Raw genomic sequence first — 14838 nt, 5'->3', positions numbered from 1 at the left:
ACGTCGCCCGAGGCGTGAAGCAGGCTGAATAGATGGCCTGTACTATTTTGTTTCATGCAGGGATTTTCATTCAACGTGGTAAAGCTGTTCGCGGGGGGACTGGCTCGCCAAAGCTGCGAATGATACCGGTGAGTTCGTCCAGTTGCTCGTCGCGTGGGAATACACCGCCAATGCCCTCGCCATGAATGCTGGTGAACGGGGCTTCGAACAGGGCATCCAGCCGGATGCTGCCGGATTTGCAGATCTGGTCTTTAAGCATGCCGAGGAAACGCAGTTGCTGGCTGTCCAGCCGGTATTTCTGGGCAAACTGGGCAAAGCGGGCTTCCACCGCACGGGCATCCATGCCAACAATGGTTCGCAAAATGGCGGCCAGTGGTGCGGCGGTATCGGCGTAAAACTCGCGCAATACGTTCAAGTCCACCGAGGGGTTATTGGTGTGAATCAGGCTGTTGAGCTGGTCCAGCTCGGCATCGGATACCGGCAGGCCATCGCGGATTTTTTGCAGTACCGGGTTGCTGTCAAACAGCGGACGCAAGGCGGCTTCCACACTTTGCCGGTAGATGGTGGCATCCACTGAGCGGATATTGGTTTTGCGGACCTCAACCTGGTACTCGGCAACCTCCTCGGCGATGTCGACAAATACCGGGCCGGGTCCCGGTGGCAAGGTGGGGCGCTCGGCCAGATGCATCAAGTCGCGCAGCGCCAGTCGGCTGACTTCCAGCTGGTGGAAGTCCGGCTTATCCCAGTAGGCATCACTCTTGATGGCTTTGAGCTGTTCGGCCTTGGCCCGCACAGCGTTCAGGTTGGCAGGCAGGCACTCCAGCCAGGCGACAATATCAGCACGGCAAGGGTTGGCCTGGTTCGGCTTGGTCATGGCCGCTTGCTGGGCGGTGGTGAGCAGGATATCCCAGCGCAAGGCATCACCCTGGCCACGTACGTCCAGCGCATTCAGCAAGGGGGCAATGGTGTCGGCCAGCATTTGGGCGGTAGCCGGGGCGAAGGCGTCAACGCAGGTCTCGTCACGCGCCTGCTGCACGGCTTGCCAGTTATCCCGGACAGCGATGGTAAGGTCGTCCAGTGCACGGGCGTCTTCCAGCAGCAAATCCCGCACACTAGTGAAGGCGGCTGGTTCATGCTGGCGCAGCGCAGCCTGTGCCAGTTCCAGACGGGCTTCATAGCGGCGCTGGGCCAATGACTTGGGCGCACGCGGTTCGGCTTCTTCCGGCTCCATTTCGTGGTAGGCGAAGTTGTTCCAGTGATCAAAGATCAGGAATTCCTTTTTGTCCTGCCCCTTGCCAAACAGGTTAGCGCACAGCCGGGTGCCGCGGCCTATCATCTGCCAGAACTTGACCTTGGATTTGACCGGCTTGGCAAATACCAGGTTGACCACTTCCGGCACGTCAATGCCGGTATCCAGCATGTCCACCGAAATGGCAATGCGCAGCGCATCATTCTTGCAGTTGTCGCCGCCCTTGAAGTCGTCGATCAGCTGTTCCGCACGTGGCTCGTCGGAATGAATCACCGCGCAGAACTTGCCGGCGAACTGCGGGTACAGTTCGTCGAACAGTTCTGCCAGCAAACGGGCATGGCGGATATTGCGGGCAAAGATGATGCTTTTGCCCGGCAGCTGGCCATCCGCATCGCGGATGCCGTTGTCCATCAGGTTGCGCAGGATGACGCGATTGGTGTCCTTGTTGTACACCGCATCGTCAATGTCTTTGCCATCGAATTCGAGAGCATTGGGGTCGAGCCCCTGGTCTTCCAGTTCAGCAATCTGCTCATCGCTCAGGTCATGACCCTTGATGCCTTCGCGCATGAATTTGGTGGTGTGCGTCACTACTTTGAACGGCACCAGATTGCCATCACTCACTGCATCTTCCAGTGTGTAATTGGCGGTCGGTGTCTTGTAATCGCAGCCAAACAGCTGGCAGGTGCTGCGGCTGACCATTTCAACCGGTGTAGCCGTCAGGCCGACTTGCAGCGCGTCGAAATAGCTGAAGATGTCGCCGTACTGGTTGTAGATGGAGCGATGCGATTCATCGGCGATGATCAGGTCGAAAAAGCCGACATCAAAATCTTCGTACTGGTTGATCAGTCCCTGGTAGATGCCGATGTAAATACGTGCGTCTTGCTTGCCTACTTCGTTTTGCTGGCCAAACACATAAATCGGCTCTTTCAGGTAGTCGTTGAATACCTTCTTGGCCTGCTTGCGCAGTTCTTTGCGGTCGCACAGGAACAGGATGCGTTTGGCCCACTTGGCTTCGATCATCAGCTTGGAGAGGGCAATCGCCACCCGGGTTTTACCGGTACCTGTGGCTTGCACGATCAGCACTTTGCGATGTTTGCTGGCAAAACGCTCTTTGACGCGGGTGAGGGTTTCGATCTGGTACAGGCGGCCGGCGATATTGCCGTCCGGCTGCACTTGCAGCAGGTCCTGCCGGTTCTGGCGCTGAAAGGCGATGCGGTATTGCAGGGTGTCCTTGCTGTAAAAGCCATACACCTTGCGCGGCGGGTAGCCCATGGCATCATCCCAGACCCAGATGTCGTAGCCATTGGTAAAGAAAATCATCGGCCGCTGACCATACATTTTTTCCAGACCATCGGCGTAGTCCTTGGCCTGGGCTTGGCCGGCGCGGGCGTCCTTGGTGGTGCGCTTGGCCTCAATCACTGCCAGCGGCTTGCTGTTATCGTCCCAAAGTACATAGTCGGCATAGCCGATACCGGACTGGGTGGCTTGGTGCTTGACCTCCACTTCCTGCCCCACGGCAGCACTGCTTTGCCCGGCTTGCGGTACTTTCCAGCCTGCCAGTGCCAGATCACGGTCGATCAGGTACTGGCGGGTATGGTCTTCACTGAAACGCAGCTGGGCGACGGTGCGCTCGGTAGCAGCACCCACTTCGGCCAGCGTGCTGTCAGCCACCGGCTGGTTGGCAGCGTTGATGGCATCACGCATGGTCTTTTCAGCGGCACGTAATGCTTCCAGCTCGGCCAGCATGGCCTTGATTTTTTCTTCCTTGGCCGCGTTTTCTTCAGCCAGGCGTTTCTTCTCGCGCTTGATGGCCGCTTTGCTGTCGACGCCCTCTACCGGCGGTTCGCGGAAGGGGGCGAAATCTTCAGCCTTGCCACCAACGATAGCGACATGCAGCCAGCGCGCCACTTGCCAGGCTTCGTGCAAGGCACGGTTGGCATCCATCGGGCGAATGTCTTCGCCGTGCGCAGCACTATTGCCCAGCTTGCGCAGCAGGTGGAATTTGTCGAGTACCAGCTTGTCCGCCAGCATGGCAAAGCTGGCATTGTTGAGCAGGTCGACAAACTTGGACTGTGGCGCCTGAGGCAAGCGCATGCGGGTGTAGATGTTATCGACAATGCGCTCAGCGAAGCTGCGCAGCTTGACCAGTGCACTCTCCGGATCGTTATGCAGATAGTGCTCGGCATGAGCCGCCAGGTTGGCCAGCTCTGGGTAGCTGGTCCTCAAGGGCTCAAAGTTGATTGATGGCAATTCTTGCATCCACATGTCTGGCATCTCGCTGATCGGTTAGCCCATTCATTGCGAGAAGCGTGCCAGCCTCCGTCGTTAGTCGTTATCTGCTGAAGTCAGGCCCAGCTTTTCCATCCAGTTGTTCAGCGTCTGGTAGGTATTCAGGCCAAGCAAAGCGGCGGCATCCTTCTTCTTGCCCTGAGCCCGCTGCATGGCCACGCGAATGTAATGAGCCTTCACTTCATCCAAAATCTTTTCAATTTCAAAGCCTTGCCCAATATTCCTATCCAATATTCCATCCTGCTTGCGGGGCATGCCCAAGAGGTTGCCCTCAATGTCCTGGGCATCGAGTACACCTTGGCGGGCCCAGATGCTGGCCCGCAGTAGAGTGTGATACAGCTCGCGTACATTACCCGGCCAGTCATGCGAAAACAGAACTTTTATTGCATTTTCAGAAATTTCTTTATGCTGCCACTCTGGAGAGTGCGCACTATCGTGATTGATCAGGCCCATGAAGTGCGTTGCCAGCAAGGGAATATCTTCCCGACGCTCACGCAGGGCAGGCAGACGGATGATGCCGACGGCCAACCGATGGAACAGATCTTCACGGAAGCGGCCAGACCGAACATCCGCCATCAGGTCACGATGGGTGGCCGCCACAATACGGACATCCACCTTGTGCGGTTCAGACGCACCCAAGGGTGTTACTTCACCTTGCTGGATGGCGCGTAAAAGCCTGACCTGGGCATCCAGTGGCAGATCGCCAATCTCATCCAGAAACAAGGTGCCGCCATTGGCTTCACGAAAATGGCCTGTACGTTCCCGATCTGCACCGGTAAATGCACCTTTTTTATGCCCAAACAATTCGGAATTGACCAGCTCTTTGGGGATAGCTCCACAATTGACCGCAATGTACTTTCCCGTACGGCCACTGGCATGGTGAATGGCTTCAGCAAACAGCTCCTTGCCGGTACCACTCTCCCCCAGCACAAGAACCGGGACGTTGTGAACAGCAACTTGCTGAGCGCGCTGGATCTGCTCTCGCATCAAAGCACTGGCATGCACAATCCCGGCAAACTCCTGTGCAATGCCCTCCGGCCTGGCAAGCAGACGCCCTACCCGCTCATCAGTACGCTGCAAAAACTCTGGCAGGAAGTCACCGGCCAAATCGAATGCCACATTGGCTTCCATCACGCCTTGGTGCTGTTTAGCTGTCTGGATAAGGCGGGCGGGAAAGCGGCTTTTGGCCAGCAACACCCAGATGGTGGCCATGGCTGGCGTACCCGGGCTCAAATGAAAGGTCAGCAAAATGTCGCTGGATGGCAGACGGCACTGCTGAAGCTCGGCTGTTACCTGGCGGTAGATGTCCGCATGGTCAATCGGACTGCTCAGGTCTATCTGCTGTAAATCTATGCGTGGATGGCCGGTAAGGGCTTCCAGCCAATCGCAGTACTTGCCACTGCGCTCATGCGAATAATTGGTCAGCAGACGAACACGATCGTACTGCTCTGCCATCAGTGCCGTTGCAATCGGCCCGGGTTCGCCATTCAGACTACCTTCGGCAGCCTTGTGATCGGTCTCGCCGATCCATGAAACAAGCCATTTTTCCATGGGCGTATCATATCCAATTTGGATGATTGTTCCACGCATGGATTGCATTTATCTTCAGACAATATCGAGTTGTTCAGGGTGATCATCAATGTTGGAAGTCAGGAGCATAGGGGTATGCGATCATTCGCCGGACTACTGGTTCCAGGCTGTTTACATAAACATGAAGTAAGTATGTCTTCGTCGAAACCCGTCACTGCACATGAAGCAACCCGATGATATTTTTAAGAAAATCACATCATTCGAGACTTAGCTGCAAGCCCAAGAACTGGATCTCAAAGTAGACATTAATACAGCCAATGCCTGGTGACGGTATTTATGTCGGTATTTTTAAAAATCAAATCGGCATTTTTATTGCTGGGCGTGGCTTTCAAGCCTCAATTCGGTAGACGCCGCCCCACCAGAACCTCAAAAAGCCATTGACGATCAGTAACTTACTGGTTCTCAATGGCTTTTTTCATGCTTTGTTACCTGTGGGTGTTACACATGACTGACAAAGCGATGTCCAAAACAGCCCATGTTGTACGCCGTGGCGCGGTCTATTACTACCACCTCAGAGTACCTGGCGACCTTGCATCATAATTGTGGGTAGTCAATCTGCTACGGCCTTCGTTGGGAGCAGAGTCGAATGAGAGCGGGAAAACAGCGTACAGTCGAGCGTCGTTTCCAGACCTGCAACCTGCCGGCGCAAGGTCGGTTGCATCAATGCCAGATCCGTACCGCAGCAGTCCTTCAATTGCTGCTCTACAGGCCAGTAACAAGCCACAACCATAGGGCAAAACCGTTGCGGGTGACTAACTATTCTCCCCTGCCGGCACCTGCAATGGACAAGCCATCAGATCTGGCGCATCGAGACGGCGTTGCAGTTCGTCGCGCAAGTGCTGCAGGCTGCGGATGCGCTCGTCGATGACATCGCGTTTGGCTTGCAAGGCTGCGCGCAATTGCACCGCATCTGGTGTACCTCCCTCTTGGGAAAGTGCAATGAGATCAGCGGAGATTTCAGCAAGCGTAAAACCCAGATTCTGAGCAAGGCGCACATAGCCAAGCCATTGAACCGCATCTGCCGGGTAATCCCGATAACCATTGCTGCCGCGTTGCGCACGCAGCAAGCCCAGCTTTTCATAGAACCGCAGGGTATCGCGGCTGAGCCCGGAGGCGGTGGAGAGTTCACCGATTTTCATGAAGGGACTTGACCTTGGAGTACACTCCATACTTTAGCATGACGATATGATAAAACCTATTGCCATTACCCATTTCAGACGTGTCGTGTTCTTCAGCGCGCTGTACGACCTGCTCTTGACCGCACCTTTCGCAACGCCGTGGAGTTTCGCTGCCATACGTACACAATTGACTGCACTTAATCAGGCGCTTGGTGGTACAGCGCTGCCCGATTTTGCGGCCTTTCCGCTGCTGATGGCCAACCTGCTCGGAAGTATCGTGATTGTTTGGTCCGTGCTGAGGTTGCGACATCCAGAACCCTTACTTGGTCGCTATGACGGCACTGCCCGCTTCCTGTTTGCCACCTGGATGGCATGGACATTACACGCCACAGGGCAGCCGGTGCTCTGGCTCTTCCTGATACCGGAATTTGCATGGGGCGTCATTCAATGGTGGCCTGTATCCGGGGGCAAGGCGTCAGGCTGGCCGAAGAAGACAGCAGATGCCACGTCTTACTGACTGTAATCAACAGGCCGCACAGGGCTGATGCAGCCCAGGATAAACAAGGGTTGGCCCACTGAAGCAGCGCACCTGATAGGTGAACCGGCCTGATGAGGCAGCACCATTTCAATCACCGAAAGCAAGAGTCACCGGCCCTCTCAGGGTAGTAACTCTTGCCCTCCTGTCCGGCCGGCCCAGAACACGGCGAATCGGCTTGATTGTGATGTTGCCCTCTGCTGATCAGCACCCTGGCATCTCGCCTGACACCGTCAATGAGGGCTGCAAAAGGGCTGCTCTCATGCCATTTAAAACGTCCCTTTCACCCATAAAATCCTCCCCGACCAAACAGTTTTACAATTCGTTACTTTTCGTTTCACACAAAAAAAGTACATTCCCGCCTGCAAAAAAGATCGCAAACAAAAGCGACGATTCGCCCAATCAACAGTTGGGCACAACAACTACTCCCGTGGAGACCCCATGTCCAAAACCTCTCAGCGCCATATCGGCCCGGTAGCCCTGATGCTTACCGGCCTTGGCTCCATCATCGGTTCCGGCTGGCTGTTTGGTGCTGCACATGCAGCACAGATCGCCGGTCCCGCCGCCATTTTTGCCTGGCTCATCGGCATGGCAATCATCCTCGCCATTGCCCTCACCTACGCCGAACTGGGCACCATGTTCCCGGAAACCGGCGGCATGGTGCGCTACGCACGCTATTCGCACGGTTCACTGCTGGGTTTCATGGCAGGCTGGGCCAACTGGATTGCCATCGTAGCAGTCATCCCCATCGAGGCAGAAGCATCGGTACAATACATGAGCTCATGGTCCTTCCCATGGGCACAGGCGCTGTATCAGCATGGCGAACTGAGCACCACCGGCCTGCTGATCTCGGCAGCGCTGGTCCTGGTGTATTTCCTGCTCAACTACTGGAGCGCACGCCTGTTCACCAAGGCCAACAGCGCCATCACGGTGTTCAAGGTGCTGGTACCGGGTGCACTATCGGTGCACTGATTGCCAGCGGCTTCGATAGCGGCAATCTCGGCAGCAATACCCCGGGTGGTTTTGCCCCGTATGGCTGGTCCAGCGTGATGACTGCCGTGGCCACCAGCGGCATTGTATTCAGCTTCAACGGTTTCCAGAGCCCGATCAACATGGCCGGCGAAGCCCGCAACCCCAGCCGCAGCATCCCGTTTGGGGTGGTGGGCTCCATCCTGATCGCAGCGGTAATCTATGTCGGCCTGCAAGTGGCCTTTTTGGGTGCACTACGTCCGTCCGACCTTGCCCACGGCTGGCACGGTCTGGATTTCAGCTCACCGTTTGCCCAACTGGCCATGGCACTGAGCCTGAACTGGCTGATGCTGACACTGTATTTCGACGCTTTCATCAGCCCCAGCGGTACCGGTGCGGCCTACATGGCCTCCACGTCCCGCATGATCTTTGCCATGCAGCGTAACGGCACCATGCCGGAAATCTTCGGCCGCATGCATCCGCTGTACCACGTGCCGCGCCCTGCCATGTATTTCAACCTGGCGGTGTCCTACCTGTTCCTGTTCTTCTTCCGCGGCTGGGGTACGCTGGCAGCGGTGATTTCGGTAGCTACCGTCATTTCCTACCTGACAGGTCCGATCAGCGTGGCTTCGCTGCGCCGTAGCGCACCAGACCTGCCGCGCCCGCTGAGCCTGCCGGGAATGGGTCTGATCGCCCCCCTGGCTTTCATTTTCGCGTCGCTGGTGCTGTACTGGGCACGTTGGCCGCTGACCGGGCAGATCATCTTTCTGATCATTGCTGCGTTGCCGGTGTACTTCTGGTACCAGCACAAGGGTGGCTGGCATGACTTTGGCCGTGAAGTGAAGGGGGCACTGTGGATGATGCTGTACCTGCCAGCCATGGCCCTGCTGTCCTGCATTGGCAGCCACGAATTTGGCGGTAGCGGACTGCTGCCTTACGGAACCGACATGGCCGTGGTGGCACTGACCAGCCTGGCATTCTACCAGTGGGGTGCCCGCAGCGGCTGGCGTACCCGTTACCTGGAACAGGAACACGACCCTGCTGCAGTGCTGGCCCTGCACGAAGACGTGCTGGCCGCAACCAAGCCGCTAAACCCGGCACCAGCCAATCGTTAAGCAGTACTCTGTTTTATTTGACCCGGCCACCATGCCGGGTTTTTTAACTGCGGTTGAATATGAGCCATACCGTTCCGTACTTAGTGCCTGACCCGCCACCCACCGATAGCGGGATAGACCAAACCCTTCAATCCCGACATTGCGCTTGTACATACTTCCGGGGCGGCTGGCCAACCATTCGGGTGAAGTCCCGGATGAAATGTGCCTGATCAAAATACCCCAGCCTGAGTGCAAGCTCAGTCCACGCAGGAGCCATTGTGCTTTGCATCAGCGCCAATGCTTCATGCAGTCGATAGCGGGCAAGCACAGCTTTGGGACTGACGCCGATATAGTGGGCAAACAAGCGCTGCAGCTGGCGTTCACTCCAGCCACTCAGCGCACTGAGCTGGGCTACCGAGGTTAAAGCACTGTTGCGTGCAATCTCTGCAACCAGCTCATTAAGCTGCGGTACCAACGGAGAGATCTGCGGCAAGCACCCAAGCAATAATGCTTCAGCCTGGTCCATCAAATCCCCCATCTCCGGCCATGACTCATTTCCAGTCAGTCTGCTGACCCTGGTGCCGAATATTTCTGAAGCTGGAATGATGCGATTGGCCAGATGATGCACCGCACCGTTCAAGAAGGGTTGAAAGGATGCGGGACGAAACTTGATTCCAAAGGCCCAGGCACGACCGGAAAGCGTCTTGCTGAAGCGTAAACGCCGTGGACCCCACAGGTGCGCCTGACCGTCCTCGATGACCAGGTGAACATTGGGGTGAGGCAGGGTCTGTTGCTGCTGAGGTGGCTGTCCGGTGAAGTCCCAGCCAACATACCAATAATGTTCAACCCAGGTTGATAGCTGCTCGGATGGCAGGCTGCGCAGGTGGGTAAACCTGGCTTCAGACAGATTCAGATTCAGCACGCCGCGAGCAGGCTCTGCAACCTTGGCCAGGGTTGGTCGTGTTTTTCCAATCATCAAGCATCATGACCTGTTTTACTATTTTGGCAAGAATAGGTCTGACAATAGCGGTTTGTCGAACTCGCTGAACCGCATTCGCATTCAATCTCTCCAGGAAAACATCATGCAAGCCAATGGTCAGTTTGACATCACCCTACCCGTACATCCTGCAGCACCCGGCACTGAGGCCGCACAATTGAGCCGAAGGGCCATTCACAAAACATTCCACGGTGACCTGGATGCGGTAAGCCTGGGTGAAATGCTGGCCAGCAGTGGCACCCAGCCCGGCTCGGCAGGCTATGTAGCGATGGAGAGGGTGGAAGGCAGGCTGGCAGGTCTGGAAGGGTGTTTTGCCTTGATGCACTTTGGAGTGATGGCGCAAGGACAGCGCTCGTTGACGGTGCAGGTTGTGCCAGATTCAGGGACCGGTGAATTGCAGGGTTTAAGCGGCACGATGGAAATCGACATTCGTGACGGACAGCATTACTACCAGTTTGACTATCAACTCACACATCTTGAGGAATGACTGGCAATGCGTGCAAGAAGGCCTCCTGAATACGTTGGAGCACTGGGCACGGCTGTTCTTGTGCTGTTTGCCATTGGCATGGCGGCAATCATCTACTTGCTTCCCTCAGCCGCCGCCGCAACCTGCCCTGCCTGTTATGGACTCAAGGAGGCGCAGCATGGCATCTATGTGCAACGGTCACTCAGCGCGGCACAACAGGCGGGCATCGTCAGCATGATTGAAAGCGCGCAGCATGAACTGACTGACTTCTGGGGGCCTCTTCAGGCAAGCCCAAGAATCCTGGTGTGTTCGGATGAGGGTTGCTTTCGCCGCCTGGGAGGTGGCGGGCGGCGCGGGATGTCGTTGTATGACAAGGTTGCCGTACTATCGCCGCGTGGCAGCAATGTCACCATCGCGGCACATGAACTCCCGATGAACGAAATGCATCACCGTATCGGCTGGTGGGCATTTACTGTAGGACGCATGCCGATTTGGTTCGATGAAGGGATTGCAATGATTGCATCCGATGATCTTCGCTATCTCTTGCCGGCCGGTCAGGCTGACCGCTGCCTGGTCTCCTCGTCGGCCGCCATGCCGACAGGCATGCTTGAATGGAACAAATCCGCGCTGACAGACCACCAGCTCTACGCCAAGGCGGCTTGCCGAACAAGCCAGTGGCTTACCGCGCATGGTGGTACGCCTGCGGTCGTGGCTCTTGTAGACAGAATGGCGTCCGGGTCCTCATTCGAAGAGGCATCGCGGTAGTCTATTACCGAGCCCAGCAAGCTGATGGATGCATCATTTTGCTGAATGGACCGAGAGTCTTTGTGAGCATTTTCAAATGGCGGATGAGAACCATAAAGCAGCCCATCAAAATATTCTCGTCAAATAGCAGCTTTGGCCGACCAACTTACGGTTGGTCAACCTGGCCGGAATTAGGTCGGCCAAAACAGCCATTCACATTCAAGGTGAGGAATGACGGGTCCCACTTTGAAAGCGGTCCCTCTTTGCCGGACAGATGCCGATGGTCAGGAGGGACTTGCTCATGCCGTCATTCTACCGGACAGACGCAAGCCCGGATTAATGCAACAAAGCCGACATGATAGAACAATGGCAGGCAAAGCTGACGCCCCATGATCAGCCCGTAGCCGCCCTGAGCCGCACCAGCCTGTCATGGTGCGCGTCCATCATCAACTACCACACCTTCACTCTTCCAAGTGCACAGCGCTTGCCAATTGCAATGACAAATGCAAAAATGAACGTCGTTCATTTTTATACTTCGTTCATAAATAATGGAAGCCGAAAACAGCCGCCGCGAGCGCAAGCGCCAGCAAACCATGGAGCACCTGGTGGAGTGCGCTTTCGAGCTCTTCTCGCAATACGGCTACGAAGCCGTGACCATGGAGCAGATCGCCCAACGCGCCGATCTGGCCAAAGGCACCCTATATAAATATTTTCCGGTCAAAGAAGCGCTGGTCACCCACCGCATGCATGCAGACCTGGCCGCCGCGCTGCCATCCATGCAGCAGCAATTGGCGGATGCGCCCGACTGCGCCACCCGGCTGCGCTTGTTCCTGCGCGCCTCCGCCAGCTATTCCGAAGCAAGGCGCGAATATATCGGCCCTTACATCCAGCACCGTCTGTGCCGTCCCATCTCCAGCATGGGAACGGAAAACCGCAGCGGTCTGGACCGTATCTACCTGCAGCTCCTCGCTGCCGGCCAGCAAAGCGGTGAAATCCGCACAGACATTCCCGCCAGCCATCTGGCGCGTCACCTGGCCTTCCTGCACATGGGCGCGATGATGTACTGGTTCAAGACGCCAGAAGCCTCGCTGCATCAGGGCTACGACGAAATACTGGACATCTTTTTGCAAGGCGCACGCACATGAAAACCTACCTGCTCGATCTTACCGCTGCAGAGTTAGCCGGCCCCGCTATCGCTGGCGGCAAAGGCCATGGAGTCGGTCGCCTGCACCGCTATGGCTTACCCGTACCAGAGGCGCTGACGCTGAGTGCCGACGCCTGCCGCGACGCCCTGGGTGCTGATTTTCTCGCCCAAGCCATGCCTTTGGCAGAGCGTCGATCAAGAGTGATGAGTTTGCCATTCCCGCCGACACTGGCCGCGGATATAGAAATCGCACTCCGCGCACGAGGCTGGCTCACGCTACCGCTTGCGGTGCGTTCCTCCGCAACGCAAGAAGATTCCCGCTCAGCTTCTTTCGCTGGCCTGCATCACAGCCAGCTGAATATGCAGGGCCTGCCAGCAGTACTGGATGCCATTCGCGCAGTGTGGGCATCCCAGTGGTCAGACGCTGCCACCGTATATCGTGAGCATCGCGGCCTGCCGCCGGCCGATGGCCGCATGGCTGTGGTGATCATGCCGATGGTGGAAGCGCGCTGCTCCGGCATTGCGTTCAGCTGCCACCCGCTGACTGGCCGCGACGATCAGGTGGTGATCAGTGCCGTCGCCGGCCTGGCGGAGCAACTAGTGGCCGGCGTGGTGAATGGCGAAGAAATCGTGCTGACCTTTCCGCGCGACGTCACCCAAGCCATCGCCATCGAGCGCAACGGCAACAACACGCTGAGCCAGGAGCAGGCGCAGGATCTGGCGCGTCTGGTGCGCGATGCAGCCCTGGCTCTTGATCTGGCCGAGCCATGGTACGACTTCGAATGGACCTGGGATGGTCGGCAGTTCCAGCTGGTGCAGGCGCGCCCGATTACCACCCATGCCTGGCCCAGCTACCCCGGCCTCACCGGTCAAGGCACCATGTGGTCCAACGGCAACACCCGCGACGTGGTGCCAGATGTGATGGACGCATTTGACTGGGGACCGGCGCGCCAGATGGTCAATCTGATGCTGGAGCAAGGCTGGCACCGTGCCGGCTACCGGTTGCTGCCGGGCGCACAACGCGTGGCGCTGATTCAGGGGCGGCTGTATTTGAACGTGTCGCTGCTGCAATGGGAAGGCTACGACGCGCTGGGCATTCAGCCGACGCTGCTCAACCGCATGATGGGCGGCCATCACTCAGACATCGTCGTACCACCGGCCACATTCCGCCAGAAGCTACGCCGCCTGGGCCACATATTGCGCTACGCCCGGCAAGACAAAGGCGCGCGCCGCAACGGCCGGGCGCAAATCGCCAATACTCACGCCTTGTGCACCCGGTGGCGTCAGGAAGACCTGAGCCGACTGGACAACCCGGCGCTGGTCGAACGCATGCAAACCTACGTCAGCCACATGTATGGCCAGCTGGACATGATCTACCTGCAAGGCTCCAGCGGTGGTGGACTATCCATGTTGATGGACCTGCTGGAGCGTCATCTGCCGGGAGAAGCAGCCGCATTGAGTGCCGCGCTGATGGCCGGCGGCCCGCCCAGCGTCACCGCGCAACAAAACCTGGACTTGCTGAAGCTAGCCGCACTGGCGCGCCAGGACCCAGCCGCCTCAGCCATGCTGCTGGCTGGCACCAACTGGCAGTCGCTGCCCACAGAACACCCGTTCCGGCTGGCATTTACCACCTTTCTGGAGCGTTACGGCCATCGCGGGATCTACGAAACCTACGTCCGCTCACCTCGCTGGCGCGAGCAGCCAGGCTACCTGCTGGAACAAATAACTGCGCTGATGCAACAAGACGCGGACGCACTTCCACAACGTCAGCAAGCTGCGCAACAGGCCGCCTGGCAACGCCTGGACAGCACACTCCCCTGGAGTGCACGTATTCTGGCGCGTCAGTTCCTGCACAAAGCCCAAGTGGAGTGCAATGACCGCGAAGCTGCTCGCAGCGCTTTTGCTGCCTTTGGCGAAGTCATGCGCCTGCTGGCGCTGGAAATCGGCCAACGCTTGACAAGCAGCGGTCACATAGACGCCGCCGCCCAGGCTTTCCAGTTGCTGCCCGAGGAGATGACCGCTGCGCTGCTCGGCCAGCTGTCGACCCACGCAACCCGTCACCGCGTACGGGACCGCATGCGTCAGGCCAAACATTGGCAAGAAAACCCGGCGGCGGAAGTGGTGCTCGACGGCAAGTCCATCGCGCCACCTCCTATTCAGGCCTCGAATGCCAGCTGGCATGGTTTGGCCATTGGCGTCGGTAAAGCGCAAGGTGCGGCGAGGCTGATCCGTCATCCATCGGAAAGCGCACGCCTGGTGCCCGGCGATGTTCTGGTGGCCCCCTCCACCGACCCGGCCTGGACGCCCCTGTTCCTGAAAGCCGGTGCACTGGTAATGGAGACCGGTGGCTACTTGTCGCACGGAGCCATCGTCGCTCGGGAATTGTGCATCCCTGCCGTAGCCAACCTGCCGGGCATCCTCACTCAATTGCAAGATGGCCAACCGCTGGTGGTGGACGGCTGGCGCGGGACGATCAACCTTGTAAACACCACCCCACAAAAAGGTGAGTTACGGCCAGACGCGTGAAGCTTTTGTAGGCTTGTCGGTTGGCAAAATCCAGGAGTGATCAGATGGAAACCGGATATTCCTTTTGCCGCTTCTTGTGTATTCTGTCCGACAAATCCACTTATCAAGTTTTGGCTG

General features: G+C 57.4%; 12 protein-coding genes. 7 read left to right on the top strand and 5 right to left on the bottom strand.

Features of this window, described 5'->3' with window-relative positions:
• Positions 1-70: 70 nt before the first annotated feature.
• The 4 genes from AWT75_RS07610 to AWT75_RS07600 form a co-directional block, all read right to left on the bottom strand.
• On the bottom strand, positions 71-3475 hold the full coding sequence (locus AWT75_RS07610) for a type I restriction endonuclease subunit R (protein WP_204376898.1): 3405 nt from the start codon (positions 3473-3475) through the stop codon (positions 71-73).
• Between the two features lie 99 nt (positions 3476-3574).
• Positions 3575-5137, bottom strand: coding sequence for a sigma-54 interaction domain-containing protein (locus AWT75_RS07605; RefSeq protein ID WP_204376897.1), 1563 nt, complete (start codon positions 5135-5137; stop codon positions 3575-3577).
• 541 nt (positions 5138-5678) lie between these two features.
• Positions 5679-5789 carry a helix-turn-helix domain-containing protein gene (locus AWT75_RS23800; RefSeq protein WP_420835418.1) on the bottom strand — a complete coding sequence of 37 codons (111 nt, stop codon included), beginning with the start codon at positions 5787-5789 and terminating at the stop codon, positions 5679-5681.
• Positions 5790-5880: 91 nt separating this feature from the next.
• Positions 5881-6267: a MerR family transcriptional regulator gene (locus AWT75_RS07600; RefSeq protein WP_062788599.1), complete on the bottom strand. Its 387-nt coding sequence runs from the start codon at positions 6265-6267 to the stop codon at positions 5881-5883.
• A 46-nt stretch (positions 6268-6313) separates the two neighbouring features.
• Between AWT75_RS07600 and AWT75_RS07595 the strand changes: the two genes are divergently transcribed.
• From AWT75_RS07595 to AWT75_RS23435, 3 genes are all read left to right on the top strand, one after another.
• The gene (locus AWT75_RS07595) at positions 6314-6763 is read left to right on the top strand and encodes a hypothetical protein (RefSeq protein WP_045847010.1); all 450 of its coding nucleotides are present in this window, start codon (positions 6314-6316) and stop codon (positions 6761-6763) included.
• A 459-nt stretch (positions 6764-7222) separates the two neighbouring features.
• Complete coding sequence (locus AWT75_RS23440; protein ID WP_275575701.1) at positions 7223-7753, top strand: APC family permease; 531 nt, start codon at positions 7223-7225, stop codon at positions 7751-7753.
• The gene (locus AWT75_RS23435) at positions 7669-8865 is read left to right on the top strand and encodes an APC family permease (RefSeq protein ID WP_338021294.1); all 1197 of its coding nucleotides are present in this window, start codon (positions 7669-7671) and stop codon (positions 8863-8865) included. The genes AWT75_RS23440 and AWT75_RS23435 overlap by 85 nt, the downstream gene beginning before the upstream one ends.
• 127 nt (positions 8866-8992) lie before the next feature.
• Here the strand turns inward: AWT75_RS23435 and AWT75_RS07585 are convergent, their stop codons facing one another.
• A complete protein-coding gene (locus AWT75_RS07585) occupies positions 8993-9820 on the bottom strand; it encodes a helix-turn-helix domain-containing protein (RefSeq protein WP_062788597.1) in 828 nt (275 codons plus the stop codon).
• Between the two features lie 106 nt (positions 9821-9926).
• On the opposite strand from AWT75_RS07585, the gene AWT75_RS07580 reads away from it, so the two are divergent.
• From AWT75_RS07580 to AWT75_RS07565, 4 genes are all read left to right on the top strand, one after another.
• Positions 9927-10328, top strand: coding sequence for a DUF3224 domain-containing protein (locus AWT75_RS07580; RefSeq protein ID WP_062788595.1), 402 nt, complete (start codon positions 9927-9929; stop codon positions 10326-10328).
• A 6-nt stretch (positions 10329-10334) separates the two neighbouring features.
• Entirely contained in the window at positions 10335-11072 is a 738-nt protein-coding gene (locus AWT75_RS07575; protein ID WP_062788593.1) for a hypothetical protein, read from the top strand.
• A 527-nt stretch (positions 11073-11599) separates the two neighbouring features.
• The gene (locus tag AWT75_RS07570; RefSeq protein WP_062788590.1) at positions 11600-12196 is read left to right on the top strand and encodes a TetR/AcrR family transcriptional regulator; all 597 of its coding nucleotides are present in this window, start codon (positions 11600-11602) and stop codon (positions 12194-12196) included.
• On the top strand, positions 12193-14721 hold the full coding sequence (locus AWT75_RS07565; RefSeq protein ID WP_062788587.1) for a PEP/pyruvate-binding domain-containing protein: 2529 nt from the start codon (positions 12193-12195) through the stop codon (positions 14719-14721). Before AWT75_RS07570 ends, AWT75_RS07565 begins: the two co-directional genes overlap by 4 nt.
• The last annotated feature ends 117 nt before the right edge of the window (positions 14722-14838 follow it).

This window comes from Aquitalea pelogenes, assembly GCF_001515305.1.
GTDB lineage: Bacteria > Pseudomonadota > Gammaproteobacteria > Burkholderiales > Chromobacteriaceae > Aquitalea > Aquitalea pelogenes.
The sequence above is the reverse complement of the archived record's forward strand: the minus strand, read 5'-3'. Positions and strand labels throughout refer to the sequence as shown.